General features: G+C 70.3%; 23 protein-coding genes and 1 pseudogene. 11 read left to right on the top strand and 13 right to left on the bottom strand.

Going from position 1 to position 26,195, the window contains the following annotated elements; genetic code table 11:
- Positions 1 to 99: 99 nt before the first annotated feature.
- The gene (locus tag IPQ09_06445; protein ID MBL0193855.1) at positions 100 to 588 is read right to left on the bottom strand and encodes a hypothetical protein; all 489 of its coding nucleotides are present in this window, start codon (positions 586 to 588) and stop codon (positions 100 to 102) included.
- Between the two features lie 97 nt (positions 589 to 685).
- Between IPQ09_06445 and IPQ09_06440 the strand changes: the two genes are divergently transcribed.
- On the top strand, positions 686 to 1,513 hold the full coding sequence (locus IPQ09_06440) for a leucine-rich repeat domain-containing protein (protein ID MBL0193854.1): 828 nt from the start codon (positions 686 to 688) through the stop codon (positions 1,511 to 1,513).
- A gap of 43 nt (positions 1,514 to 1,556) precedes the next feature.
- Here the strand turns inward: IPQ09_06440 and IPQ09_06435 are convergent, their stop codons facing one another.
- Positions 1,557 to 2,732 (bottom strand): hypothetical protein, encoded by a 1,176-nt coding sequence (locus tag IPQ09_06435; GenBank protein ID MBL0193853.1) that lies wholly within the window; start codon positions 2,730 to 2,732, stop codon positions 1,557 to 1,559.
- 155 nt (positions 2,733 to 2,887) lie between these two features.
- A complete protein-coding gene (locus IPQ09_06430) occupies positions 2,888 to 3,556 on the bottom strand; it encodes a hypothetical protein (protein ID MBL0193852.1) in 669 nt (222 codons plus the stop codon).
- 130 nt (positions 3,557 to 3,686) lie between these two features.
- Here IPQ09_06430 and IPQ09_06425 point away from each other — a divergent pair, with 130 nt between their 5' ends.
- Both IPQ09_06425 and IPQ09_06420 read left to right on the top strand, forming a co-directional pair.
- A complete protein-coding gene (locus IPQ09_06425; GenBank protein ID MBL0193851.1) occupies positions 3,687 to 4,094 on the top strand; it encodes a PilZ domain-containing protein in 408 nt (135 codons plus the stop codon).
- A gap of 171 nt (positions 4,095 to 4,265) precedes the next feature.
- Entirely contained in the window at positions 4,266 to 7,040 is a 2,775-nt protein-coding gene (locus tag IPQ09_06420; GenBank protein MBL0193850.1) for an MMPL family transporter, read from the top strand.
- A gap of 104 nt (positions 7,041 to 7,144) precedes the next feature.
- Here the strand turns inward: IPQ09_06420 and IPQ09_06415 are convergent, their stop codons facing one another.
- On the bottom strand, positions 7,145 to 8,176 hold the full coding sequence (locus tag IPQ09_06415; protein MBL0193849.1) for a ketoacyl-ACP synthase III: 1,032 nt from the start codon (positions 8,174 to 8,176) through the stop codon (positions 7,145 to 7,147).
- A gap of 199 nt (positions 8,177 to 8,375) precedes the next feature.
- On the opposite strand from IPQ09_06415, the gene IPQ09_06410 reads away from it, so the two are divergent.
- Positions 8,376 to 9,005: a hypothetical protein gene (locus tag IPQ09_06410; protein MBL0193848.1), complete on the top strand. Its 630-nt coding sequence runs from the start codon at positions 8,376 to 8,378 to the stop codon at positions 9,003 to 9,005.
- On the top strand, positions 9,002 to 9,349 hold the full coding sequence (locus tag IPQ09_06405) for a PilZ domain-containing protein (GenBank protein ID MBL0193847.1): 348 nt from the start codon (positions 9,002 to 9,004) through the stop codon (positions 9,347 to 9,349). The genes IPQ09_06410 and IPQ09_06405 overlap by 4 nt, the downstream gene beginning before the upstream one ends.
- A 4-nt stretch (positions 9,350 to 9,353) precedes the next feature.
- Here the strand turns inward: IPQ09_06405 and IPQ09_06400 are convergent, their stop codons facing one another.
- From IPQ09_06400 to aceB, 5 genes and pseudogenes are all read right to left on the bottom strand, one after another.
- Positions 9,354 to 9,776 carry an S-adenosylmethionine decarboxylase gene (locus IPQ09_06400; GenBank protein MBL0193846.1) on the bottom strand — a complete coding sequence of 141 codons (423 nt, stop codon included), beginning with the start codon at positions 9,774 to 9,776 and terminating at the stop codon, positions 9,354 to 9,356.
- Between the two features lie 185 nt (positions 9,777 to 9,961).
- Complete coding sequence (locus IPQ09_06395) at positions 9,962 to 10,606, bottom strand: hypothetical protein (protein ID MBL0193845.1); 645 nt, start codon at positions 10,604 to 10,606, stop codon at positions 9,962 to 9,964.
- Positions 10,585 to 11,220: a hypothetical protein gene (locus tag IPQ09_06390; GenBank protein ID MBL0193844.1), complete on the bottom strand. Its 636-nt coding sequence runs from the start codon at positions 11,218 to 11,220 to the stop codon at positions 10,585 to 10,587. The genes IPQ09_06395 and IPQ09_06390 overlap by 22 nt, the downstream gene beginning before the upstream one ends.
- A 214-nt stretch (positions 11,221 to 11,434) precedes the next feature.
- On the bottom strand, positions 11,435 to 12,691 hold the full coding sequence (gene aceA / locus IPQ09_06385) for an isocitrate lyase (protein ID MBL0193843.1): 1,257 nt from the start codon (positions 12,689 to 12,691) through the stop codon (positions 11,435 to 11,437).
- An 82-nt stretch (positions 12,692 to 12,773) separates the two neighbouring features.
- Positions 12,774 to 14,403, bottom strand: a pseudogene (gene aceB, locus IPQ09_06380) (malate synthase A).
- A gap of 320 nt (positions 14,404 to 14,723) precedes the next feature.
- On the opposite strand from aceB, the gene IPQ09_06375 reads away from it, so the two are divergent.
- From IPQ09_06375 to IPQ09_06360, 4 genes are all read left to right on the top strand, one after another.
- Positions 14,724 to 16,127 (top strand): DUF2083 domain-containing protein, encoded by a 1,404-nt coding sequence (locus tag IPQ09_06375; protein MBL0193842.1) that lies wholly within the window; start codon positions 14,724 to 14,726, stop codon positions 16,125 to 16,127.
- Between the two features lie 127 nt (positions 16,128 to 16,254).
- Positions 16,255 to 16,578: a hypothetical protein gene (locus IPQ09_06370; protein MBL0193841.1), complete on the top strand. Its 324-nt coding sequence runs from the start codon at positions 16,255 to 16,257 to the stop codon at positions 16,576 to 16,578.
- A 75-nt stretch (positions 16,579 to 16,653) separates the two neighbouring features.
- The gene (locus tag IPQ09_06365; GenBank protein MBL0193840.1) at positions 16,654 to 18,051 is read left to right on the top strand and encodes an FHA domain-containing protein; all 1,398 of its coding nucleotides are present in this window, start codon (positions 16,654 to 16,656) and stop codon (positions 18,049 to 18,051) included.
- Between the two features lie 98 nt (positions 18,052 to 18,149).
- Positions 18,150 to 18,578 (top strand): hypothetical protein, encoded by a 429-nt coding sequence (locus IPQ09_06360; GenBank protein MBL0193839.1) that lies wholly within the window; start codon positions 18,150 to 18,152, stop codon positions 18,576 to 18,578.
- Positions 18,579 to 18,626: 48 nt separating this feature from the next.
- On the opposite strand, the gene IPQ09_06355 is transcribed toward IPQ09_06360, so the two are convergent.
- Both IPQ09_06355 and pgi read right to left on the bottom strand, forming a co-directional pair.
- Positions 18,627 to 19,412 carry a hypothetical protein gene (locus IPQ09_06355; GenBank protein ID MBL0193838.1) on the bottom strand — a complete coding sequence of 262 codons (786 nt, stop codon included), beginning with the start codon at positions 19,410 to 19,412 and terminating at the stop codon, positions 18,627 to 18,629.
- A gap of 118 nt (positions 19,413 to 19,530) precedes the next feature.
- Positions 19,531 to 21,180 carry a glucose-6-phosphate isomerase gene (pgi, locus tag IPQ09_06350; protein ID MBL0193837.1) on the bottom strand — a complete coding sequence of 550 codons (1,650 nt, stop codon included), beginning with the start codon at positions 21,178 to 21,180 and terminating at the stop codon, positions 19,531 to 19,533.
- 135 nt (positions 21,181 to 21,315) lie between these two features.
- On the opposite strand from pgi, the gene IPQ09_06345 reads away from it, so the two are divergent.
- Both IPQ09_06345 and IPQ09_06340 read left to right on the top strand, forming a co-directional pair.
- Complete coding sequence (locus tag IPQ09_06345) at positions 21,316 to 22,404, top strand: ABC transporter ATP-binding protein (protein ID MBL0193836.1); 1,089 nt, start codon at positions 21,316 to 21,318, stop codon at positions 22,402 to 22,404.
- Positions 22,405 to 22,450: 46 nt separating this feature from the next.
- Positions 22,451 to 23,449: an ABC transporter permease gene (locus tag IPQ09_06340; GenBank protein MBL0193835.1), complete on the top strand. Its 999-nt coding sequence runs from the start codon at positions 22,451 to 22,453 to the stop codon at positions 23,447 to 23,449.
- A gap of 145 nt (positions 23,450 to 23,594) precedes the next feature.
- Here IPQ09_06340 and IPQ09_06335 read toward each other — a convergent pair whose 3' ends face one another.
- Together IPQ09_06335 and IPQ09_06330 are read right to left on the bottom strand one after the other, a co-directional pair.
- The gene (locus IPQ09_06335) at positions 23,595 to 24,083 is read right to left on the bottom strand and encodes a hypothetical protein (protein MBL0193834.1); all 489 of its coding nucleotides are present in this window, start codon (positions 24,081 to 24,083) and stop codon (positions 23,595 to 23,597) included.
- Positions 24,080 to 26,170 (bottom strand): protein kinase, encoded by a 2,091-nt coding sequence (locus tag IPQ09_06330; GenBank protein ID MBL0193833.1) that lies wholly within the window; start codon positions 26,168 to 26,170, stop codon positions 24,080 to 24,082. Before IPQ09_06330 ends, IPQ09_06335 begins: the two co-directional genes overlap by 4 nt.
- Positions 26,171 to 26,195 lie beyond the last annotated feature (25 nt).

The raw sequence follows: 26,195 nt of genomic DNA, 5'->3' as shown, positions 1-26,195 counted from the left end.
GCCGCCGCCGCCAAGTAAGCGTCGTACGCGCCGCACGTGAGACGGGCAGGGGGGATCCCCGAGCCCGTCTTCTGCGTTTGTGGCCCCTCGCGGGAGGGACTACTCGATCGGCTCGCCGTCGACCGCGCCCAGCACGCTGTTGCGGAGCTCCTGCACCTCGTCGAGGAGGCCGAGCGCCGTCGCGAGGTCGGCCTCGAGCTCCTCCTCGTGCTCATTGGACTCCAGGTCGGAGATGGCGAGCGCATACGCGGCGCGGTACGCCGCGCGGCGCGCCTCGTCGCGATCGAGCACCTTCGCGAGCTGGGCGAGTCGCACCGAGAGCTCGACGCCCTCGCTCGCGGCCTCGTACTTCTCGAGGAGCTCCTCGAGCGGCGGCACGGCGTGCTCGACGTTGAGCTTGCCGGGCGCCGGGGTGTCGTGTTCCGTGCGGTCGGCGAGGGTGTGCGCGAGCCGGCGGAACGAGCGCAGCTCGTCGCGCGAGAGGCTGCCGTTCGCGGCGCCGGTCAGGTAGGCGATCTCCAGCATCGCCTCCGCCTCGGCGGGGGTGAAGGTTTCGGTTCCGAGGACTCTCTCGACGTCGAAGCTCATTGCCCGCCAAGCTACCCTCGAGGCCGACGAAAGTCTCGTCCTTCCGGGCGTCGCTGGCCCCGTTGAAGGAACGCCGCGCGCCCGATAGAGTGCCCGCATGCGCATGCGTCTCGCCACGTGGCCCTTCGTCTTCCCTGTGCCCGTCGCGCCCGTCGCGCTCGCCGCGTTCGCCGCCGTCGCCGTCGCCGCTTGCGACGATCCCCCCAAGAAGGGGGCGAGCGCGAAGCCCTCGGCCGAGCCCGCCAGCGCCGCTCCGAGCGCGGCCCCGAGCGCGGCCCCAAGCGCACCCACGCCGCTCAAGCCGAAGGCGCCGGTGATTTGCACGAACGGGCCGGAGCTCGACACGAAGGACCAGGGCCTCGCCGACGAGATCCGCCGGAAGCTCGGCAAGAAGCCTGGCGAGCCGGTGAAGACCTCGGAGCTCGCGACGATTCGGTCGCTGAACCTCATCAAGGCCCCGACCAACACCCTCGACTCGTGCGTCTTTCAGAAGACCACCGCGCTGAAGGACCTGTTCCTCGGGCCGAGCGAGCTCGAGGACCTCTCGCCCATCGCGCACCTCACGAAGATGGAGACCCTGCGCGTGTCCATCAACCACGTGAGCGATCTTCGCCCGCTCGAGAAGATGGTGCTCCTCGATCGACTCGACCTCGGGCGCACACGTGTGCGCGATCTCGCGCCGCTCGAGAAGCTCGTGAACCTCACGGAGCTCGAGATCGACGACACCGAGGTGAGCGACATCAAGCCGCTCGCCGCCCTGAAGAAGCTCGAACGGCTCAGCCTGCGCCGCACGCTGGTCACCGACGTCTCGCCCCTCCGCGAGCACACGAAGCTGAAGTACCTCTACACCGAGGGGGCGGCCATCGCCGACATCACCCCACTTCAGCCACTCATCGCTCGAGGCCTCAAAATCGTGAACAAGTAGGAGAGCTTACGAGCGCGCATCGGGGCCGCACTCGTCGGCGGCGTTAGTTCTGTTCGGCCGCGACCCACTTGCGGATGCCCTCGACCACGGGGTGGCTCGAGGGCACGCCCTTCAGCGGGTGAAGCTCGTTGCCCTTGCCCTGAGGGTTCGTCAGGAGCAGGCTCTTCTCTTTGTCGGCGAAGTCGATCCACTGCTTCGCTTGCGCGCACGCGGCGCGCGGATCGGAGTCGAGCCTGCGCAGATCGAGCGCTTGGGTCGCCACGAACTCGAGCGATCCCGGCGCCGCCGCGTCGGCCTGGTCTTCGCCACCGCCGTGGCAGCTCACGCAGGCCGCGGTCGGGGTGCCGCCGTCCGGTACGCCCGCGTCGAACTGAGGATCGGGCACGGTGTCGAGGAACGTCTTCATGGCCGGGATGGCGGAAGACTGGAAGAGATCGAACGCCGTGCAGTCACGGGCCGGCCCCTTGCCCGGCGTGGTCGAGACCTTGGTGAACGCGAGCTTGAGGCGCGTGTCTTGGTTGAAGTTGACCAGCACGAGCTCGCCGCCGAAGAACGTCCGCCGGACACCCGCGGGCACGTCGAGCTTGCCCTCGAAGCCCGCGTTCTTCGGGTCGATCTTCACGCGCGCGTCTCTCGGCATCTGTACGAAGAAGGGCGCCTCGACCGACACGTTCACCCGCGTCGCGGCGTGGAGCCTCAGCGTGGTCAAGGTGAGAATGGCGCCCTTCACGTCGGCGACGAACTCGAGCGTGGAGCCCGCGAGGGCCGGATCGACGTCCTTGAGGTCGATCACGTTGGCGCCTGCCTGCACGACGAACGGGGCCGTAGCGGGCAGTTTGCCCGGGCCCAGCTCGGCCTGGAGCCACTCGCGAACCTTCGCCTTGAGGTCCGGCGTCGCCGCGAGGCTCGGTCCGTCGTGCGCGGCCTGCGTGAGCAGCGTGCTGTCGTCCACGTCCCGCGTGAGCGGGAGGATGCCGCGGAAGCCCTTGATCGATGCGTACCTGTCGGGCTCTGCGAGCCACTTGGGGGCGCCGTTGTAGACGCCGTTCACGTGGCACACGCCGTCTTTCGCCCCGCAGCGGTTCACGAGGCTGGGCTCGACCGCGCGGAACAGCGCCTCCGCGCTCTGACCGGAGGCGGCCGCGTCGGCGCTGGGCGTGTCTCCGCCCCCGCACGCGACGGCGAGCGCCGTGATGGCGCCCGCGAGCGCGCCGAGCATGGAGAGGGCTCCGATGGCGCGTGCGACGGCGAGGGCGCGCGCGGCGCGCCGCGGGCGCGGGGAGGTCGAGGGCGAACGGGATGCGCGAAGGCGGAGCACGGACGAATCTTTTCGACTCCTTAGGAGAAAGGCAAGGAGTCGCTGTGCGGCGGCGGCTAGAGCTTCACGCCAGGGCCGAAGTTGACGTTGTCCAGGCACGCCCCCACGAGGAAGACCGGCTTGGCGTCGGCGCGGACCTGAATGGGGCCCACGGCCGTGCCGTCGTAGTACCCGTCGTAGTCCCCGGGGTCGCTGACCGACCCGTTCCCGCCCACGTCGACCTGCGCGCGCACGACATACAAGCCCGCCGCGAGGCCTGCGATGCGGAACGTGAAGCGGTCGGTGGCCGTGGCGGTGAAGAAGGTCTGGGTGCGTGTGTCGCCCGACTGCAGCCCGATGCTGAGCACGAAGGTGCGGCCGCTCGGCAGCGGCGCTGGGAGCGTGACCGTGCCCCGCACGGCGAGCGAGCCACCGAAGGCGGCGTCCATCGCGAGCGTCGCGCCCGGGAGGCAGGTCCCCGCGTCCGCGTCTGCGTCTCTCGCGGTGTCCGCCGGGGCGTCGCTCGCGGCGTCGGGCTGGGGGGCCACGCCGTCGACCGTGGCGTCGGAGGCCTCGGCGTCGCGCGGGGTCGCCACGGGGATCGCGGAGCTCGAGCCGGGCACGGCCTCCGGAAGCCCCGCGCGGTCCTTGGGGCCGCACGCCGCGCTCCCCAGCACCACGAGCGCGGGGCCGAGCGCGACGAGGAGGGTGAAGAGGCGAGGGCGTGTGGAGGGGCGGCGGGTCACGCACTCAGTCTTACGGCCTCCCGCCCGTCCTGAAAAGCCCAAGGAGCTTCGGCTCGGCCGCGCGGGGCGACAGAACTTGGCCCGCGCGATCGCGGCTGCCTACGATCCATCAAAGAACGGAGGCCCTCCCATGCCGCACGCCCAGAACCGACGCCGCGCGAACCGGAAGCTCAAGTCGATCCCTTGCCAGCTCATTCGCCACTCGGACCGCCAGGTCTTCCCAGAGCAGACGACCGACCTCTCGGAGGCCGGCATGTTCATCGAGTCCGACGCCGGCCTTGTCGTGGGCGACACCCTCACCGTCTCGTTTCAGACCGGCGATCTCGGCCTGTGGGTCGACGCGCAGGCGACGATCGTGCGGCTCGTGCGCGGGCGCCGCCGCGAGGACCGCGGGGGCGTGGGCTTCGGCCTCCGCTTCGACGGCCTCGAAGCGGTCAAGCGCCTCGTCGTTCGCGGCGCGCTCCGGCGGGCGCGTCCGCCGCTGCCACGCCGCAAGCGGGACGCGTGTCCGCCCGCGCCTGCGCCGCCTGCTCGATGACAAAAGGCACGTGAGAGACTCGGGGGCCGTGAGGCACCATCGCCTCGCGAGTCACGGTCCCCACGACGCCGATGTCACGTTGACTCGCTCGCGACCCATGACGTATCAGGTGCTTCGCGCCGGCGTCCCCATGGGCGGACCGTGGTACGGCGTGTGCTGCGACGTGGCTCGATGGGAGACCTCCTCAAACGTGCACTGGAGCGCCTGGTCGCCTTCGCGGAGAGGCGCTGGGCGGTGGTGCTGCTCATCGGCCTCGCGTTTGCGGTGGGGTGCCTCGCCTACGCGAAGAGCTCGCTCCAGGTGCGCTCCGACTTCACCGAGCTGCTCCCGAAGGACAGCCCCGGGCTCAAGGCCTACGAGCACCAGCTCGGCCGCGTAGGCGGCGGCGCGTCGTTCATCGTCGTCGTCGAGTCGCCGGATCGAGCCGCCAACCAGCGCTTCATCGATGACCTCTCGGTCGAGCTCTCGGCGCAGGTGAAGAAGCACAAGGCCTGCACCGACGCCTGCGCAGGCGCCGAGGGCTGCGTTCGCGCGTGCGGCGTGAACCTCGTGCAGTACTTCGAGAACGGCACCAAGGAGGTGCAGACCTTCTACCGCAGCCACAAATGGCTCTTCGCGTCGAAGAAGGACCTCGAGGACGCGGACTCCACGCTCGACTCGCAGATCGCGATCCAGAGCGGTCTCGTGTCCGACCTCGAGTCCGAGGACGCGCCCGCCGAAGACGCCTCCGCGCCGGCGCCCAAGCCCTCCGCGCCGGCAAAGAAGAAGGCGCCCGGCGCGACCGCGGCGAGCGCGCCCGTCGCTGCCTCCGACGCCGGCGCTCCCGCTGCGGCGGCGGCAGACGGGGGCCCGGAGAAGAAGAAGCCTGCGCTCGGGCTCGATGCCTACAAAGAGAAGTGGGACAAGGCCGCCGACAAGCACGACGACTTCCCCACCGGCTACTTCGCGAGCGCCGACGGCAAGACCCTCGTGCTGCGCATCATCACCAGCGCGCAGGGCATGGGCGAGACCAGCGGCGACGCCTTCACGGTGCAGATGCAGCACCTCGTCGAGGAGCTCCGCAAGCGCGACGCGACGGCGCACCGCTACGATCCGACCATGCTCGTCGGGTTCGCCGGCGACATCCCGAACGCCAAGGCCGAGAAGGAGTCGATCGTCGACGAGGCGCTGTGGGCCACCATCCTCGCGATCGTGTGCGTCGCGCTCGGGATCGTCATCTATTTTCGCTCGATCGTGTCGCTGCTTGTCGTGCTCCTGCCGGTCGCGGTCGGCATCGGCGCGGCGTACGCGTTCGCGACCTTCCATTTCGGCTACGTGAACACGGCGGGCGCGTTCCTCGGCGCGATCATCATCGGCAACGGCATCAACTACCCCATCGTGCTCTTGGCGCGGTATCGCGAGTTCAAGGCGCGCATGCCTCCGCGCGTGGCGCGCCTCGAGGCCGTCAAGAACGCGTTCCGCGCCGAGCTCGTGGGCGCGAGCGTGGCCGGCATCGCCTACGGCTCCCTCACCATCACCGCGTTCCGCGGGTTCAGCCAGTTCGGCACGATCGGCATCCTCGGCATGTTCCTTGTGTGGGCGTCGATCATTCCGCTCGTGCCCGCGATGATCGTCCTCATCGAGAAGGTCCACCCACGTTTCCTGGCGGCGCCCCTCGCGGAGTCGCTCACCGCCGAAGAGGTCGCGGCGCTGCCCCAGAAGCCGGCGGGGGTGGTGGTCCGTGCCCTCGCGTGGATCACGGGCAAGATTCCGAAAGTATTGGTGTTGTTGTTCGTTGGGATCACGGTCGCGGCCGCCTGGAGCCTGCCCGCGTTCCTGCGCGATCCGTGGGAGTACAACTTCCACAACCTCGGATCGCGCGGGTCGAAGGCCGCAGGTGGAGGAGGCGCCGGCGAGTGGAGCACGAAGGCCGATCGCGTCTTCCAGGGCAAGACCGACATCTCGGGCGCGCGCATCATGGCCGACACCCCCGAGCAGGTGCCGCTCGTGAAGGCGAAGATCCTGGCGAACGACGCCGCCGACAAGAAGGGCGCGCTCATCGACAAGATCGTGACCATCAACGATTTTCTCCCCGGCACCGACGCCGAGCAGAACGAGAAGCTCGAGATCCTCGCGCAGATGCGCGAACGCCTCACGCCCAAGGTGCTCGAGGGGCTCTCGGCCGACGAGCGCAAGCGGGTCGTCGACATGATGCCGCCGGAGGACCTCGCGCTTGTGGGCCCGAAGGACGTGCCGCCGCTCATTCGCCGCCGCTTCGAGGAGTGGAACGGGAAGGTCGGGACGCTCTTCTACGTCCAGTACAAGCCGAACACCTCGTGGAGCGACGGCCACACCGTGCTCAGGATCGCCGCGGCCTCCGACAACGTACGGCTCGACGACGGAACGGTCGTGCAGACCGCGTCGCGCCCCACCATCTACGCCGAGATGATCCGGTCGCTCGAGCACGACGGCCCGCTCGCGACGGTCGCCTCGTTCCTCGCGGTCATCGTGGTCGTGTTGCTCGCGACCCATCAGCTCCGTGGAGGGCTCGCCGTCTTGCTCGCGCTGCTCATGGGCGTCGTGTGCACGCTCGGCGTCGCGGCGCACCTCGGCGTGAAGCTGAACTTCTTGAACTTCGTCGCGCTGCCCATCACTTTTGGGATCGGCTGCGAGTACCCGTTCAACATCTTCGACCGCACGCGTCTACTCGGCGGAGACGTGCGCCGGGCGGTGCAGCGCTCCGGCGGCGCCGTGGTGCTGTGCAGCTACACGACCATCGTCGGCTACGGCTCGCTCGTCGTCTCGGACAACCAGGCGCTCCAGTCGTTCGGCTACCTCGCTGTGGCTGGCGAGGTCGCGTGCATCGTGATGGCGATGCTCTTCCTGCCGTCGCTGCTGCACTTGATCCTGCCCAAGGCCGCCCAGGCGAAGGCCGCGGGGCCCGACGAGCTGCCCAAGACCGAGTAGGTCGTCAACGAGGCGCGCCCCGCTGCCGCGGCTGCGCGCTCGTGTTGCCAGCGTTGCGCTGGCCGCGGGGACACGCTCGCCCCCGTGGCCTCGCGCAGCGCGGGTCACCAGTCGATGATCATCGCGCCCCAGGTGAACCCGGAGCCGAACGCCACCGCGGCGACCTTCATGCCGCGCTTGAGGCGGCCGGCCTCGAGGGCCTCGTGCATGAGCAGCGGGATCGTCGCGGCGGTGGTGTTCCCGAAGCGCTGGATGTTGTGGATGACCTTCTCGTCGGGGATGCCGAGGGTCTGCTGCACGTACTGATTGATGCGCAGGTTCGCCTGGTGAAAGAGGAAAAAGTCGATGTCACTGCCGACGATGCCCGACTCGGTGCAGACCTCCATGAGGCCGCCGATCATGCGCTCGACGGCGTTCTTGAAGACGACCTTGCCCTCCATTTGGGGCCAGAGCATGAACGGGTCGACGACGCCGTTGCCCTCTTCGTTGACGGGGATGAAGGGGCGCTTGCGGATGTCGAAGACGCGGAGCGCGAGCGTGTCGGCGTAGCGGCCGTCGGCGCCGAGCTTGTAGTGGCGGATACCGCGGTCTTCGTCGGTCGCGCTCACCACCGCGGCCCCCGCGGCGTCGCCGAAGAGAGACGTCACCGCTCGCCCGCGAGTGCTGAAATCGAGGGCCGCCGAGTGGGTCTCGGAGCCGACCACGAGCACGTGCTTGGCCGCGCCCGAACGCACCATGCCGCTGGCGGTCGCGAGGCCGTAGAGGAAGCCCGAGCACTGGTTACGGATGTCCATCGCGGGGACGAACTTCGCCTTCGGGCCCTCGCAGAAGCCCATCTTCTTCTGGAGGTACACGCCCGAGCCCGGGAACTGGTGCTCCGGCGAGAGCGTCGCGAAGAGGATCATGTCGATGTCCTCCTTCTCGAGCCCGGCGTTTTTGATCGCCATCTCGGCGGCGGGCACCGCGAGGTCGGAGGAGCCGATCCCCTCGTCGGCGTACCGGCGCTCCTCGATGCCCGTGCGCTGGAGGATCCACTCGTGGGTCGTGTCGATGCCGTACTGGGTGCGAAGATCGTCGTTCGTGACGACCCGCGGGGGTACGTACATGCCGGTGCCGGAGACGTAAGCGTTCTTCACCTGGATGCTCCTGTGGTTCTGGCCTCTTCGAGTAACGCGAGGGCCGCGCGACGGAAAGTCAAATCCCGAGCGCGGGCGTCGATCCTGCGCGGGGAGTGCCCGATTTCTTGCCCCACGGGTCGCGCCTGTGGCTCTGTCGGGGGGGCGCCCCGGCGGCGCTCGGGTCGCGGCTCACGGGCACGCGACGCGCGAGGCGGAAATGAGCCGCGGAAAAGAGATGGAGAAGATCGTGCGCCCCTGCCCAGAGTTCCCCTGCGACAACGACCGTGTGGCCGCGACGACCCACGCCGAGCCCGCGCTCCGCCTCGAGCCCGTCCACGCGCCGCGCGACGCCGCGCCTGAGATCGTCGCTCCCGCGCCTGCGCCCGCTCCGGCGGTCGCCGAGCCCGCCGCGCGCCCGCCCTGCCTGCGCGCCGAGCGACGAGCGCGCCCGCGCCCGCCGAGCCCGCCCCACGATCCGTACCTGCACGGCCTCGTCGAGGCGATGGCGGAGGTGGCAGGAGCCCACGAGGGCGACGTCCGCGCCCTGCTCGCGGGCGGCGTGGCCGGGGAGGGGGTGCGGGCCCGGCTCATTGACGCCGCGCTCGTGGGGGAGGACGGTGTGCTCCGACCACGCCTCGCGAAGGAGCTCGCGGCGTGGCGCGCCATCGTGCGCGGCGAGCTGTCGGTGGTCGCCGAGGACCCGAGCGGGTGGAGCGGCAAGATGCTCGACGACTGGGCGGCCGAGCTGCTCGCGTCGCTCCTCGGCCAGCCTGCGCTCGCGCCGTCGCTTCGTACGGCGCTCCGCGCCCGCGGGCTCTGCGCCTTCGGCCTCGAGAGGGCGTCATGAGCGACCCGAACGAGCACGCCGAACGTCGCGTCGAGGAGCGCTTTGCCACCTACGTCGCCGTAGAAATCGTGGGCGACGGGAAGCGCGACCGCTTCGGCGTCTCGCGCGACGCCAGCACGGGCGGAATGAAGATCGCGACGCCGAGTCACTTCGAGGTGGGCGCGGAGCTCACGCTGCGCCTCCACGCTCCCGGGGCCCCACCGGCGGAGCTGCGGGCGACCGTGCTCCGGGTGGAGACGTCGTCGCGGGGCTCGGCCGAGCCCTGGCGCTACCGCCTCGCCGTCCGGTTCGCCGATCCCGAGGCGGCCGCGAAGTTCCTCGCCGCAGAGGCCAAGGAGCCTTGAAGCTCTACGCGTGGAGCTCGGGACGCGGCGGCGTGCTCTCGAACTTGTACTCGAGCGCTGCCGACACGTCGGTGACCTGGAGATCGTAGGCGCCGAGCGCCGCGCGGAGGTGCCGCTCGACCTCTACGCCGTCGAAGTCGCGGCAGGAGTAGACGTCCATGACGAAGAACGGCCGCAGCGGCCACGTGTGGATCGAGCAGTGGGACGTGGAGAGCACGCAGACGCCCGTGACGCCCCCCTCGTCCTCGAAGGGCTCCACGCCGAGCTTCGCGATCTCGGTCTCCACCTCGTACATGTGCGGCTTGTCGAGGATGCGCATGCCGAGGATGTCGATGAGCGAGCGCAGCATGGCCTCGACGTTGGCGGCATTCCCCATCAGCGCAGCGGAGCCGCGACCGAGGACCTTGATGTGACGACCATGGGCCATAGTAAGCTCCTGAAAGGTTGAGACAAAAGGGGCTCGCGCGGGCTGCGCGGGGCGCCGTCGATGGTTCGCACGGCGGCGGTCCCAATACGGGCAGTGAGCCCAGGTGACAAGCACGAAGTTCACAGGAACGACACTCGGGCGTGTCGCGCAGCTCGCGCGGCGCGATCTCGGGCGCCGCGGGGCCTCTATCGCTCGAGAAGCGCCGCGAGGCGCGGTGTCATGTTCGCGACCGCGCCGGCCCCTTTCACCGAGCCGAACATCTTCTTGTCGGTGCTCCGGCCGTCGGCCGCGGGGACCGCGAGGAGCGGGATGAGGTCGGCGGTGTAGCCCGCGGCGCGGAGGCGATCCGCGTCGACATCGAGGTTGAACTCGAGGATCGCGAGATCGCCGAAGCGGCGATCGAGCTCGCCCGCCTCTGCGGCTTTGTGGAACCGCTGGCAAGGCTCGCACCACGGGGCCCCCACGTACACGAGTGGGGTCCTGCCGGCGCCGCGCGCGGCCTCACCAAAGGCCCGCACGAGCGGCGCGACGTCGCCCGAGGGCGCCTGGCTCCATGAGACCTTGCCCGTCTTGGTGGAGGGGAGAGGCGGCGCGGGCGGCGGCTTGGGGGCGGGCGCAGGGCTCGACGCGGGCGCCGACGCGCTCGGAGCCTTCGGTGGCGGTGCGGATGCGAATGCGTCGTTCGGGTGGCTGGGCTCGTCGACGCGCGTGCACGCCCCTAGGAGCGCGCAGGCGGCCACGGTGATGCTCCATGCGGCCGGGCGGGCGACCCGAGGCTGCGGCCCACCCGCGCGGGCCCGCGCGGGCGTCACCGCTTCGTGGGCTCCCACCGGCTGGCGATCTCGTCCCAGGTGGGGAGCGCGTCGTCGGGTCGCGCCTGCAGCACGCGAACTCGCACCACGACCCGGTCGACCGTGGAGGTGTACCCGTGCTTTCGCCCCTGGGTGAACATGGCCGCCATGCCCGGGATGGGGAGCGGGTACGAGTAGCGAACGAAGTCGCTCTCACGGACGCGACCGCCGCCGAGCCGTGCGCCGAGCATCGCGTGCGCGTCGTCCGGCTTGCCGGTGGCGCGGTCGATGATCTCGAAGCAGGTCATCTGCGAGTCGATGCCGTACACGTTGTGGCGCGTCCACACCTCGATGGCCCGCCAGGTACGGCGCGGGCCGTTCGTGACGTGGTGATCACGGATGACGTGGAACTCGATGTCGTCGCTGCGGATGCTCTCTGGTGGGAGCGACTGCGGGCCGAGCGTCCCTCCCGACGGGGCGGCAGGGGGCGCCGTCGTGTTGGGCGGGATCGCGAACGTACGCGCCGCGTCGGCCCCGGCGACCGTGACCTCGTCGTCCAGCTCGAGGCTCGGGAGCGCAGGCTTCACCTTGGCGCGCGGGACCTCTGCGCCCATTTTCAAGGTGTCGCTCTGATCGCGCTTCCGGTCGGACATGGTTCGGCAGAAAAGCTACGTGAATCGGGGCTACGACGCGAGCAAAAAACCAGTGCGAGCGCGGCCAGAACGCCTCCAAACCGCCCCGAGCCCGCGCATCGAGCTGGGCGCGCGGCCTCGGGAGGGGCGTCGTTCGCAGCGCTTGAGTCGGCGGTCATGACCTAGGTCACGTCCCGCCGACTCGAGCGCGTGCGAGCGTTGACCCCCGCGGGCTCTAGAACTGATGAGCCTCGGTCGAGTCCTCGAGCGCGAGGGTCGAGGCCTTGCCGCCCGAGATGACCTCGGCGACCTGATCGAAGTAGCCGGTGCCGACCTCGCGCTGGTGGCGCGTCGCGGTGTAGCCGTCCTTCTCGGACGCGAACTCGCGCGTCTGGAACTCGCTGTAGGCCGCCATGCCGCGCGCCTTGTAGTCCTTGGCGAGCGTGAAGATGCCGTGGTTCAGCGCGTGGAAGCCCGCGAGCGTGACGAACTGGAACTTGTAGCCCATGGCGCCGAGCTCGGCCTGGAACTTCGCGATGGTCGCGTCGTCCAGGTTCTTCTTCCAGTTGAACGACGGCGAGCAGTTGTACGCGAGGAGCTTGCCGGGGAACTTGGCGTGGATGCCTTCGGCGAACTGCTTGGCCTGCGCGAGGTCGGGGGTCGAGGTCTCGCACCACACGAGGTCCGCGTACGGGGCGTACGCGAGGCCGCGGGCGATCGCGGTCTCGACGCCGCTCTTGATCTTGTAGAAGCCCTCGGCCGTTCGCTCGCCCTTCTGGATGAAGGGGTGGTCGCGCTCGTCCACGTCGCTCGTGAGGAGCTTGGCGCTGTCGGCGTCGGTGCGGGCCACGAGGAGGGTCGGCACGTCCATCACGTCGGCGGCGAGGCGCGCGGCGACGAGGGTGCGGATGAACTGGCTCGTGGGCACGAGCACCTTGCCGCCCATGTGCCCGCACTTCTTCTCGCTGGCGAGCTGGTCCTCGAAGTGCACGCCCGCCGCGCCGGCCTCGATCATGGCCTTCATGAGCTCGAAGGCGTTCAGCGGGCCGCCGAAGCCGGCCTCGGCGTCCGCCATGATCGGCACGAACCAGTCGTGCAGGCGCTTGCCCTCGGCGTGCTCGATCTGGTCGGCGCGCTGGAGCGCGAGGTTCAGCTTCTTCACCACGGCCGGCACGCTGTCGACGGGGTAGAGGCTCTGATCGGGGTACATCTGCCCGGAGGTGTTGGCGTCGGCCGCGACCTGCCACCCGGAGAGGTAGATGGCTTGGAGGCCCGCGCGCACGTGCTGCACCGCCATGTTGCCCGTGAGCGCCCCGAGCGCCGCCACGTAGGGCGTCTCGTGGAGCAGCTGCCAGAGCCGCGTGGCGCCCAGCCGGGCGAGCGTGTGCTCGATCTTGACCGAGCCGCGCAGCTTCTGGACGTCGGCCGGGGTGTAGGGGCGGACGATGCCTTCGAAGCGCTTGGCGAGGAGGTCGGACGGGGTCGAGGACATGAAAATCTCCTTGAGTGACAGTTCGTTACAAGCAGTGCGTCGCGAGCTTTGGGCGACGCGGTGACAGAGGGATCCGTGGCGGTCAGCCGCCGTGCGCGAGCACGTGGTCGTAGGCAGAGAGGGTGAGAAACTCTTCGAAACTGGGCTCGGTCGACAGCTTCTCGAACAGCGCGCGGGCCTCGGCGAACTTGCCGGACCCGAAGCGCTCGGCGCCGACCTCGGTCGCCACTCGCGCGAGCTCCTCGTCGAGGATCGTGGCGAGGCGCGCGCGCGTGACCACGGTGCCGTCGTCGAGCTTGGCCTCGTGGCGGATCTCCTGCCAGACCTGCGCCCGGGAGATCTCGGCCGTCGCCGCGTCTTCCATGAGGTTGTAGAGCGGTACGCAGCCTTGGCCGCGCAGCCACGCTTCGATGTATTGTACACCCACGCGGACGTTGTGGCGGAGGCCGGCTTCGGTGCGGGTGCCCGGCGGGATCGCGAGCAGGTCGTCGGCGCTGACGGCGACGTCCTCACGCTTCTTGTCGAGCTGGTTCCTTCCGGGCATGTGCGCGTCGAAGACTTCGAGCGCGACCGGGACGAGCGCCGGGTGCGCGACCCAGGTGCCGTCGTGGCCGTCGGTGACCTCGCGGAGCTTGTCGGCGCGCACCTTCGCGAAGGCCGCCTCGTTCGCCGCGTCGTCGTCCTTGATGGGGATCTGCGCGGCCATGCCGCCCATCGCGTGCACGCCGCGCCGGTGGCAGGTCTGGATGAGGAGCTCGGAGTAGGCCCGCAGGAACCCCTTGTCCATCGTGAGCTGGGCGCGGTCGGGCACGAGCGCGGCGGGGTCCTGCGCGCGCTTCTTGATGAAGGAGAAGATGTAGTCCCAGCGCCCGCAGTTGAGGCCGGCCGAGTGCTCGCGCAGCTCGTAGAGGATCTCGTCCATCTCGAACGCGGCCGGGAGGGTCTCGATGAGGACGGTGGCCTTGATGGTGCCCACCGGCAGTCCCAGGGCGCGCTGCGCGTGCACGAACACGTCGTTCCACACACGGGCCTCGAGGTGCCCCTCGAGCTTCGGCAGGTAGAAGTACGGGCCCGTGCCCCGCGCGAGGAGCTCCCGCGCGTTGTGGAAGAAGAAGAGCCCGAAGTCGAAGAGCGCCGCCGGCACCGGGCGGCCGTCCACCGTGACGTGCTTCTCGTCGAGGTGAAAGCCGCGCGGCCTGACCAGCAGCGTCGCGATCTGCGCGTTCAGGCGGTACGTCTTGCCCTTCTGGCGTCTCGAGCGAGATCGTGCGGCGCACCGCGTCGAAGAGGTTCTGCTGGCCCTCGATCTGGTTCTCCCAGGTGGGGCAGGTCGCGTCCTCGAAATCGGCCATGAAGACCCGCGCGCCCGAGTTCAGCGCGTTGATGATCATCTTGCGGTCGACGGGGCCGGTGATCTCGACGCGCCGGTCGAGGAGATCCGGCGGGAGCGGCGCGACGGTCCAGTCGGCCGCGCGGATCCCCGCGCTCTCTGGGAGAAAGTCGAACGTCGCGCCTGCCTCCATGCGCGCGCGCCGGGCGACGCGGGCGGCGAGGATCTCGCGAATGCGCGGGCCGAACGTCCGCGCGAGGTCGGCCACGAACGCGAGCGCCGCGGGCGTGAGGACGTGCTGCTCCGCCAAAGACGGGGAGCCGGCTCCGGCGCGCACGACGACGCCGGGCACGCTGGCCGATGCTTCGCTCGAAGAGGTCATATGGTCTCCTGGCAGGTCTGTGGGCGCCCGCGTCACGGTCGCCTCGAACGCCGTTGACAATGTGCCCAGTCGTGTCACTTGTCAATGAAGTCCCGATAATTTCGGGAAAAGTGGGTAATGTTTTGTGAATGTCGACTTGTAATGATGTAATTGTTGTCACGACGCGGCGCGGCTGTTCGGCCGAACTGGTGAGGGAGACGAGGGCATGGCGGCGAAAGTGACGCGACAAGTCAAGGGCTCGGGCGGCGCCGGCCGCCTCTGGGAGTGAAGGCGAAGGCGCGCCGGAGAGCGCGCGGCGCCTCGGCGCGAAGGTGCGGTCGATGCGCCGTCAGAAGGGGCTCAGCCAGGCGGCGCTCGCCGAGCGGCTTGGCGTGTCGGCGAGCTACCTGAACCTCATCGAGAACAACCGCAGGCCGCTGCCCGCGCCGCTGCTCATCAAGCTGGCGCAGCTCTTCGAGCTCGACCTCCACGCGTTCGCGACCGACGAGGACGCGCGCTTGGTGGCCGACCTCACCGAGGCGTTCGCCGATCCGCTCTTCGAAGACGAGGATCTCACGTCCGTCGACGTGCGCGAGATGGCGGCGGCGAGCCCCGCGGCGTCGCGCGCCGTACTCTCGCTCTACCGGGCCTACCAGGCCTCGCGTGCCACGACCGACGACCTCTCGAGCCGGCTCGTCGGCGGCGAGGACCTCGGGCTCGTGGACCGCTCGCACCTGCCGACCGAGGAGGTCTCCGACTTCGTCCAGCGCATGTGGAACTTCGTGCCCGAGCTCGAGGCGAGCGCGGAGCAGCTCTGGCGCGACGCGGGCCTCCGCACCGAGGAGCTCTATCCGGGCCTGCTCCGTTACCTGGAGCGCGAGCACGGCGTCGCCGTGGAGATCGCGCGTTCGGGCTCGGAGCGGGGCATCTTGCGACGCTTCGACGCCGCCCAGAAGCGGCTCGTGCTCTCCGAGCTCCTGCCCACGCGCACGCGCACCTTCCAAGTGGCCCACCAGATCGGCCTGCTCACGCAGCGCGCGGCGCTCGATCGACTCTCGAACGATCCGCGGCTCACCACCGCCGAGTCACGGGCGCTCGCGCGGGTGTCGCTCGCGAACTACTTCGCCGGCGCCGTGCTGATGCCGTACGAGCCGTTCATCTCCGCGTGCCGCGAGGAGCGCTACGACCTCGACGTCATCGGGCGCCGCTTCAAGGTGGGCTTCGAGCAGGTGTGCCACCGCCTGACGACCCTCCGGCGGCCCGGCTCGGAGGGCGTGCCGTTCCACATGATCCGCATCGACGTCGCGGGGAACATCTCGAAGCGCTTCAGCGCCTCGGGCATCCGCTTCGCGCGCTTCTCGGGGGCGTGCCCGCGCTGGAACATCTTCAGCGCGTTCCTCACGCCGGGCATGATCCGCATTCAAATGTCGCGCATGCCCGACGGCGAGGCCTACTTCTGTCTGGCGCGCACGATCCAGAAGGACTCGGGCGGGTACCACGCGCAAAAGCCGGTGCAGGCGATCGGCCTCGGATGCAGGCTTAACTACGCGAAAGAGCTCGTTTATTCCGACGGAATCGATCTCGCCAACCCGGACACCTGCGTCCCGGTTGGGGTGACCTGCCGGCTGTGCGAGCGCACCGGCTGCGAGCAGCGGGCGTTCCCGTCGCTTCGCCACCCGCTCACGGTGCTCGAGAATGTGCGCGGCGTGTCGCTGTACTCGCCCGCGCGGACGGAGGAGGAGTGATCGCGCGCAGGCCGCGCGCCTCGCAGGCGCGGGCGAGACCGGGCGAGACCAGGCCGGCACGGTGCCCTCTCGGCGCGGCGGCGTATCGGAGAGGGAACCTACCGCAGGAGGTGCTAGGAAGGTGCGCGTGAAGGATGACTCGCTGCTGAAGAAGTACGAGGAGGAGGTCGCCCGTCTCGAGGCGCTCAAAGCGACGCTCAAGGTCGAAGAGCGGCGGCTCCGGTGGTTTCCCCTGGTCGGCCTGGCGGTCGGCGTGGCGATCGCCGTGGCGCACAAGCCCATCTACGGTTTCCTCGTGTTTTCGCTGGGGATCGTGATGGCGGGCACGGGGCTCTACCTCACGCGCGTGCACACCATGGAGCGCGACTACAACCTGGTTCGTGCTAAAGAAGAGCTCGCGCGGCTCCGGGCGCGAGCGACCAAGCCCGAGGAGCCCGACGCGCCGGCCTGAGGCGCGAGCCCGGGATCGCGCGCGGCGAGCGGTTCCCGCTTGCAACTCGGGCCAGCTGATATTCTATTGGCCCCAATGGACGAGGCAGTCGCGCGGTCGCCCGCGGCCAGGGTGGCCAAGTGGCTCCTTGGGGCGGGGAGAGCCCCCGAAGCGGTGGCGCTCCTCAGCGCCTGCGCGGCCACCGGGAACAACGACAAGGAGAGCCACGAGCTGCTCGCCGAGGCGCTCCGCATCGATCCGAGCTCACCGCTCGCCAAGCTCGCGTTCGAGCGCATGGAGGGCATCCAGGCGGGTGATCACGCGCCGCTGGAGGACGCGATCGCGGTGTGGACGCCCGCCGAGATCGGCCGGCTGGAGCGCGAGATCGCCAAGCCCGCCTTCCGCCGGGCGCAGGTCGGCTTCAACAACAACGTCAAGTACAAGGGCCTCGTCTTCCACATCCAGACGGAGGACTCCGGCCTCGACAAGCCGCACCTCATCACGCACCTGTTCGCGGACGGCGGCCGCGTCATCAAGAGCCACAAGCGCAGCTATGCGCACGCGGTTCACCGGGAAGACATCGCCCCGTTCGTGCGCGCCCTCATGAAGGGCCAGCATATGGAAATGGCCATCCTGCTCCGCACGGGCACCTTCGATCCGGTGATCGAGGGGCGCGCGGTGGGCGGCATGGAGGTGCTGGAGCACGACCCCGTCGTCGAGGTTCAGAAGCTCGCCGCGAAGGAGCCGAAGGGCGCCCCAAAGCCACCGCCGGTCGCCGCGCACGCGCCGCCCGTGCCCTCGAAGGCCCCGCCGCTCCCGCCCGAGGCGCGCCGCGCCGCTGCTCCGCCGAAGGCTCGCGCGACGGTGCGGCTCCGGGTGCTGCGCGGGGCTCCGCAGGGCCCCCAGGTCTACGAAGGTACCTCTCGCGAGGTCGTTCTGGGTCGCTCCGGCGAGGTCCCTCTGCACGGCGACAGGTTCTGTCACCCGCGCGAGGCCGTGCTCCGCGTCGACGGCGCGCAGGTGTATCTGTGCGACCTCGAGGCCGGGAACGGCGTGTTCCTCCGGGTTCGGCGGCCTGTCGAGCTCGAGCCTGGCGACCAGTTCATCGTCGGCGATCAGGTGCTCACGGTCGAGATGAACCCGCAGGCGGACGACGGGCCTTCGGCCGGCCCCACCTACTTCTACTCGTCGCCCAAGTGGCCCTCGTCGTTCCGCCTCGTGCAGCTCTTCGAGGGCGGCGGCCGAGGCGCGTGCGTGCTCGCGCGCGGCACGACCATGCAGCTCGGCCGTGAGGTGGGCGATTTCGTGTTCCCAAACGACCCGCTGGTCGGCGAGCCGCACTGCCTCGTCGAGGAGCAGGCGGGCGCGATCCTGCTCACCGACCTCGGCTCGCAGTCGGGGGTGTTCGTGAAGATCAAGGGTGACGAGCTGGTCGTCCCCGGCGACGAAATCATCGTTGGGCGCACGCGCCTGCTCCTCGAGGCCCTCGCCTGAGGTTGGCGGCGCCGTACGCGTCGTCCCCCGCACACCCAGCGTGAGGCTCGCGCACATTCGCGCATGGCGAGGATTCAAGGTCGCGCAGGGAGGTTGTCATGGCCGGTCGCTACGGAATGTCGTTCGCCAAGGGGCACATCGAGCGGGGCGACTACGACGAGGCGATCTCGGCCGCCACGAGCGAGCTCGAGGGTGGCGCGACCGGTCCCGAGCCGTACTTCGATCGCGCGACCGCGAAGGAGCTCCTGGAGGATTTCGCGGGGGCAGCCGACGACTTCGAGGCGGCTATCCGCTTGAACTTGGTCGAGAAAGAGATGGATCCGTTCGCGCTTGACGACGCGTACTTCTCCACCCTCGTCGCGGGCGCGCAGGCGGCGCCGGACGCGGAGCGGGGGCTCCGGCAGCTCGCTCGGTACCGCGCGCTGCTCCCCGAGGGAGAGCACGTGAGCGAGAGCCGCGAGTGGGAGCTGCGCCTGCAGGGCAAGCTGCCGAGCCTGCTCGACAAGACCCGCGGCGTGGCGGGATGAGCCGCCGCGACGCCCGGCGAGGCCCCGCGAGGCCTCGCCGCCGAGCCGCTACTTGAGCTTGTCCATCTCTTTTTTCTGCTCGTCGAGGAGCTTCTGCAGGTCCTCGTTCAGCTTCTTCAGCTCCTCGGGGGTGGCGACCTTGAGCTTGTACTTGAAGGTCTTCGTGCCCACGACCTTGCCGTCGGCGTAGGTGGTCGTGCCCATGAGCTCGCCCTCCTCGGTCCACACCTTGCTGAGCCCGCTCATCTTGCCTTCTTTGTAGAAGGTCTCGGAGGCTCGCTTCCCGTTGGGGTGGAAGGTGACGTGGAGCCCGTCTTCCATGCCGTTCTTGTAGGCCGAGCTGCTCGTGGGGCGCCCGGCGTCGTCGAGCTCCCACCAGCGACCGGTCCACTCGTGCTGGTCGTACGAACCGGCGCGGTGCACCTTGCCGTTCTTGTGAAACCAGATCGCCGGGCCATGGCGCTTCGACAGCGTCTTGCCGACCGCGCCGGCCGAGCGGCACTCGAGCACGTGGTCTCCCGTCGATTGCGTCGTGCCGGGCGGGCAGGGGAGCTTGGAGGTCATCGACGGGTTGGGCACGACCGAGGTGTACGTGCCGATGTCGGTCGGGCGGCTCTCGTCGGCGCTGGCGGCCGCCGGCTCGTCCGTGGGGGTGGCGGCCCCGAGGGGCGCGTGCGGGGCGCCGCCCGACGTCGCAGGTGTCGGCCCCTTGGCTGCGGGCGTGGTGTCGGCCGGCGCCGGATCCGCTGAGTGATCGGGCGCGGGCTTGGTGCAGCCCCACACGACCAGCAGAGAGACCACGGTCAGCATGCCCTTGGGTGTGGTTCGAATCATGTTCGTCATTCCCTCCCAGCGAAGAACGCGGCGAGCTCGCTGCGCTAGCTCGTCCGTTCAGCAGAGGCCCAAACGGGCCCAATGTCCCACAAAAAGAACGAAGACCCCCCGGCTCGCCTCAGCGGGCGCGGCGCGCCTTCAACCACGCGAGGAGGCCGTTGGTGGAGCTGTCGTGCGAGGTGATCTCCGCCGGGTCGCGCAGCTCCGGGAGAATGCGGCTCGCGAGCTCTTTTCCGAGCTCGACGCCCCACTGGTCGTAGCTGTTCACGTTCCAGATCACGCCCTGGACGAAGATCTTGTGCTCATACAGCGCGATGAGCGCCCCGAGGGTCTTGGGGTCGAGCCGCTCGAACACCAGGCTGTTCGTGGGCCGGTTGCCGGGGAACACCTTGTGCGGCGCGAGCCGGGCGACGTCGGCGGGGCCGAGACCTCGCTTCTCGAGCTCGGCGCGGGCCTCGGCCTCGGTCTTGCCCCGCATGAGCGCCTCGGTCTGGGCGAGGAAGTTCGAGAGCAAGAGGTCGTGGTGCTCGCCCAGCGGGTTCTGGCTCAGCGCGGGCACGAGGAAGTCGCACGGCACGAGGCGCGTGCCCTGGTGGATGAGCTGGTAGAACGCGTGCTGGCCGTTCGTGCCGGGCTCTCCCCACAGAACGGGGCCCGTCGCGTAGTCGACCGCCGCGCCGTCGAGATCGACGCGCTTGCCGTTCGACTCCATATCGCCCTGCTGGAAGTACGCTGGGAAGCGGTGCATGTACTGGTCGTACGGCAGGATGGCGTGGGTCTCGGCCCCGAGGAAATTCGTGCACCATACACCCAGCAGCGCGAGGATGACGGGCAGGTTGTCCTCGAGCGGGGCCTCCTGGAAATGGCGGTCCATCGCGAACGCGCCGTCGAGCAGCTCGTCGAAGCGGTCCATCCCGAGGGTGGCGGCGATCGACAGACCGATCGCCGACCAGAGCGAGTAGCGACCCCCGACCCAGTCCCAGAACTCGAACATGTTCGCGGGGTCGATGCCGAAGGCGCGCACCTGCTCGGTGTTGGTCGACAGCGCGACGAAGTGCTTCGCGACGGCGGCAGGGTCGCCGAGCCGCCCGATCAGCCACTCGCGGGCGCTCCGCGCGTTCGCCAGGGTCTCCTGGGTGGTGAAGGTCTTCGAGGCGACGATGAACAGCGTGCTCTCGGGGTCGACCTTCCGCAGAACCTCGGCGAGGTGCGTGCCGTCGACGTTGGAGACGAAGTGGGCGGTGACACCGGGGCGCGCGTACGGGCGGAGCGCTTCGGTCACCATGACGGGCCCGAGGTCGGACCCTCCGATGCCGATGTTGACGAGGTGGGTGAGCTTCTTGCCCGTGTGCCCGGCGAACGCGCCCGACTCGAGCCGGGACGTGAAATCGCGCATCTTCGCGAGCACCGCGCGCACGTCGGGCATCACGTCGCGGCCCGCCACGAGCACGGGATCGGGGCTGCGGCGCCGGAGCGCGACGTGGAGCACCGCGCGCCCCTCGGTGACGTTCAGCTTCTCGCCAGCGAACATCGCGCGACGCCGGTCCTCCACGCCGGCCCCTCGCGCGACCGCGAAGAGGCGCTCCATCGTGCGGTCGTTCACGCGGTTCTTCGAGAAGTCGAGGAGGAGGCCTGCGGCCTGCTTCGAATAGCGGGAGAAGCGCGTCGGATCCGCGTCGAAGAGCTCGCGCATCACCAGCGAAGCGCCCTCGGCGCGGTGGTGCTCTCGAAGTGCGGCGTAGCTCGGGTTGTCGGTGAGGCGAGGCATACGGCCATCCTAAAGCGCCGAACCCCTTGATGACCGAGGATTTTGGCCGAGCTGCGAGCCGAGCGAGGCGCGACGACGAGTTTCTGTCGCCAGCCGAGGAGCGCGGCGACGCAAATCGGCGAAAAGCCGCCCGAAATGAGCGGAGCGGCGCTCTGGACGCCGCGGGCTGGTGTGGGCTATCGGTGGGGGGTGTCCGCGTCCCCCGAGCCTGGTTCCGACACGCGCTCCGACAGCCCGGCGGTGCTCACTTCGGGGCTCGTGAAGGTCTTCGGGGAGACCCTCGCGGTCGCCGGCCTCGACCTGCGGGTCGAGCGGGGCGAGTGCTTCGGGTTGCTGGGGCCGAACGGCGCGGGGAAGACCACGACGGTCGAGATCCTGGAGGGGCTCCTCGAGCCCACGGACGGCGTCGTGCAGCTCTTCGGGAAGACCTGGGAGCGGGACGCCGCCTGGCTGCGGGAGCGCGTGGGCGTGTCTCTCCAGACCACCCACCTGCAGGAGAAGCTCACCGTGAGAGAGACCATCGGTCTCTTTCGTGCGTTCTTCCTCGACGGCCGTACGGTGGACGAGACCATGGCGCTCGTGCGCCTCACCGAGAAGGCCGACGCCCGCTACGAGACCCTCTCCGGCGGGCAGAAGCAGCGCGTCGCGGTCGCCTGCGCGCTGGTCGGGAACCCGGCGCTGCTCTTCCTCGACGAGCCCACGACGGGGCTCGACCCCCAGTCCCGCCGAGCCCTCTGGGACGTCGTCACCGCCTTCAAGGCGGGGGGCGGGTCGGTGCTGCTCACCACCCACGCGATGGACGAGGCGGAGAAGCTCTGCGATCGCGTCGCGGTCGTCGACCACGGCAAGGTCATCGCGTGCGGGACCCCCAACGAGCTCATCGAGTCGCTTGGCGCAAAAGAGGTCATCGAGGTGCGTCTCGAGGCGCGGCCCTCGAGCGCGAGCCCCGCGACCGAGGACCGCGTCGCCATCGACGAGGGCCCGTCCCCTGCGGTCGACGGCCGCGACCCTCTCCGCGCGAGCCTCCGCGCGGCCGAGGGCGTGGTGTCGCTGCGCGAAGACGCGGGCGTGCTCACGCTCACGGTGACGCAGCTCCACGCCGCGCTGCCCGGGATCCTCGCCCTCTTCGAGCGGTACGCCGAACAGGTCGCGAGCCTCGGCACCCACCGCGCGACCCTCGAGGACGTGTTCATCGACCTCACCGGCAGGCAGCTCCGTGAGTGACGGCGCGCGCCGCGTACGGTCCATCCGCGCGATGGTCACGTCGCACATGCGTGCGTCCTACAGGGAGCCGGGCGGCCTCTTCTGGACCTACGGGTTCCCCATCATCATGTCGCTCGTGCTCGGCCTCGCGTTCCGCGCGCGCGCCCCCGAGCCAGCGCATGTCGCGATCGCCGACGGCCCGCGCGCGGCGTGGCTCGCGGAGCGGCTCGCGGGCGGTCGCGAGGTGGTGGCCACGGTCTCGCCGGCGGCCCGCGCCGAGAACGACCTGCGCGTCGGGAAGGTGGACGTCCTCGTCGTCGGTGAGGCGGACGGCACCGTGACCTACCGCTACGACGAGAGTCGAGCCGAGGCCAGGCTCGCGCGGGCCCTCGCTGATCGCGAGCTCCAGCGCGCCGCGGGCGCGACCCCCGCGGTCGGCTCGCGCGACGAGCTCGTCACCGAGGTGGGTGCACGCTACATCGATTTCCTGCTGCCCGGGCTCCTCGGCCTGAGCCTCATGTCGACGGGCTTCTGGGGCATCGGCTTCTCCCTCGCCGAGATGCGCGGCAAGAAGCTGCTGAAGCGCATCGTCGCGACGCCGATGCGTCGCAGCGATTTTCTCGCGTCGTTCCTCATCGTGCGGGTCGTCCTGCTGGCGATCGAGCTGCCACCCCTGCTCATCTTCGCGAGGCTGCTCTTCTCGATCACGGTACGCGGCTCGCCGCTCGCCTTCCTCGTGGTGGTCCTGCTCGGCGCGATGATGTTCGCGACCATGGGCCTCGCGATGGCCTCGCGCGCGGAGAACCCGCAGATCGTCAGCGGGCTCATCAACGTGCTCTCGTTCCCGATGTACCTCTGCTCGGGAGTGTTCTTCTCGGCAGCCCGGTTCCCGGGGCGGGTGCAGCCCGTGATTCGCCTCCTGCCGCTCTCGGCGCTGAACGAGGCGCTCCGCGCGGTCATGATCGACGGCGCGGGCTTCGCCGAGATTGGGCGTCAGCTGCTCGTCATGGCCGTCTGGCTCGCTGTGTCGTTCGCGTTGGCGATGCGGCTGTTCAAGTGGCGCTAGAGCACCGAGCACGACCTTCGATCAAGCCCGGTGGTTCATTCCTTCGTCATCGGAGGACTCCGTCCCCCCGCCCCACGGGCGGAGCCCTTAGGGGCCCCACCTCCTGGTCTTGGGTCCCGGCCCAAAGACGGCCAGGGTGCCCCAGTTAGTGCAGGAAGCGGCTCGCGACTGCGCCCGCGAGGCCGAGCCCAAGCATCGCGGCGAACACCAGGATGCCCACCTTGATGCGCTGGCGTCGCCGTAGAGCCGCCGCGAAGGGGTTGTGGTCCATCGCGTAGCTCTTCTCGGGGACCAGTATCCGCAGGTCTTCGTGCGTGGAGAGGCGGCGACCGGGGAAGGCTCCCTGCGGCACGGTCGGGGCCTGCGGCATGACGGGAGGCGGAGGCGCAGCCTCGAAGACCTCGAAGGGGTGCGAGGGCATGTTTCGGCGTGCGGGCCCGGGGTCGTAGCCGCGCATCTCGGGAGGCAGCTCGGGCGCTGGAATGAACGCGAAGCCGCGCGGGGAGGCCTGGCTCGTGGGCGGGGGTAGCTGGGGCGGCCCGATCACGGCGAGCGCGCGCGGGGGCGGGAGCGGCATGTCGACCTGAGTGCGATCGTCGGACATCATGTCCGCGTCGAACACGGCGGGCTTCATGCGCGCGTCGGGCACCGCCTGGCCCGGGCTGCCCGGGATGACGACCGTCGAGTAGCGCGGATCGCCGGAGGCGGCGGGGGCGGCGGGGGCGGAAGGCGCTGAGGCGAGCGGCTGGCGCTCTGACCCGGGCCCCGAGGCCTGTCGGGATGGCTGCCTCGCGACGACGGCGGGGCGGGCAGCGGGGGTCTGCGGTGCCACCGCGGGAGCGCTCGGGGCGGGTCTGGGAGCGACGCTCGGGCGCTCGGTGGGGCCCACTCGTGGGGGAGCGACGGCGCCTCGGATCGCCGCCGCCTCGCCCCGCACTTGGGCGAGCGCCGCGCTGAGCTCGGGATCCATCGGGCCCGCGATCGTGGGCGCGTCTTCTTCCTCGACGCTCTGCTGCCACGGCTGCACGCCGACGGGCGCAAGATAGCCGCCTCCTCCGGGGCCGGAGTCGGGCGCGAAGCTCGGTCGGTCCTCCGGGGCGCGCGGCGGCGTGGACGGGACGGCGCGGAGGGGCGGCGGGCGGTTCGTCCCGTGCGTCGCGACCGCGGCGCGCGGTGGGCGCTCGGACGGCGTAGGCGCAGCGCGCGGCCGAACGCTGTCGCGGTCCTGAAGGGGAGGCGGGCCCGCGGTCTGCGACGGCTGCGGGGGCAGCGGAGCACCCGGCGGTCGCGCGGCCTGCGGCCCCGAGACCCGCGACGGCGGCGGGCGTGCGGCTTGCGGCGCCTGCGGAGGCAGCGGAGCGCCTGGAGCGCGTGCGGCTTGCGGCGCCTGCGGAGGCAGCGGAGCGCCTGGAGCGCGTGCGGCTTGCGGCGCCTGCGGAGGCAGCGGAGCGCCTGGAGCGCGTGCGGCTTGCGGCGCCTGCGGAGGCAGCGGAGCGCCTGGAGCGCGTGCGGCTTGCGGCGCCTGCGGAGGCAGCGGAGCGCCTGGAGCGCGTGCGGCTTGCGGCGCCTGCGGAGGCAGCGGAGCGCCTGGAGCGCGTGCGGCTTGCGGCGCCTGCGGAGGCAGCGGAGCGCCTGGAGCGCGTGCGGCTTGGGCGCCTGCGGAGGCAGCGGAGCGCCTGGAGCGCGTGCGGCTTGCGGCGCCTGCGGAGGCAGCGGAGCGCCTGGAGCGCGTGCGGCTTGCGGCGCCTGCGGAGGCGACGGATCGGGCGCGAAGCCCGGGTCGTCCTGCGTGCCGGTCGCGAAGGCGACGGCGAGCGCCGCGCCGTCCTTCATGCTGCCCATGAGGTCGGCGAGCGGATCGCGCCGCCCCGCTTGCGGGAACGTGTCGATCATCTCCCCACGACCCGCGCGCAGGGCGGCCTTGAACGCGCGCGCGTCGGGCCAGCGATTGACCTTCATGAACGCGAGGGCGCGATCGACGGCCTCGACGACGCCGTCCGGCACGTCGACGCCCACCACCGTGCGGAGGCTCGGGGCCGGCCGGCTCGCGGCGGCCATGAGCGCGGCGAGCGGGCTCTCCTCCTCGTGGACCGCGCGCCCGGAGAGCAGCAGGAAATACAGCGCGCCGAGCGAGAAAATGTCGCTCTGGGCGTCCACGAGATCGCGCTGCCCGCGCGCCTGCTCCGGCGCCATGTTCGCGGGGGAGCCTACGACGAGGCCCGCGGCGGTCATCTCGTGGACGTTCGCGGTCTCGGTGAGGACGCGGGCGGTCCCAAAATCATGAACTTTTACACGACCTTGCTTCGTGACGAGGACCGCCTCGGGCTTCAGATCGCGGTGCACGACCCCGGCGTCGTGCGCTGCCGCGAGGATGTCGAGGAGCTGCTCCATGTACCCGGCGACCTGCTCGTACGGCAGCTTGCCGCGCTTGCGGATGCGGAGCTCTTCGAGGGTGTCGCCCTCGAAGTGGTCCATCACGAGGAGGGCACACCCGTCCTCGGTCTCGTCGTCGTCGATGACCTTCACGGCGTCCGGGTGAGGGACGGTGTTCGCGACGTACGCTTCGCGCCGAAACCGCGCCTGGAGGGTCTTGTCGCCCGCCAGGTTCGAGTGGAGGATCTTCAGTGTGACCTCTGCCCCGTTGCGGTGCAGCGCCGCGTAGGTCGCCGTCGTGGGCGTGGAGCGCAGGTGCTGGACGATGCGCCACTTGCCACAGACCATCGCGCCAGGCTTGCGCGTGGAGCGG

This window comes from Myxococcales bacterium, assembly GCA_016720545.1.
Lineage (GTDB): Bacteria > Myxococcota_A > Polyangia > Polyangiales > Polyangiaceae > JAAFHV01.
The sequence above is the reverse complement of the archived record's forward strand: the minus strand, read 5'-3'. Positions and strand labels throughout refer to the sequence as shown.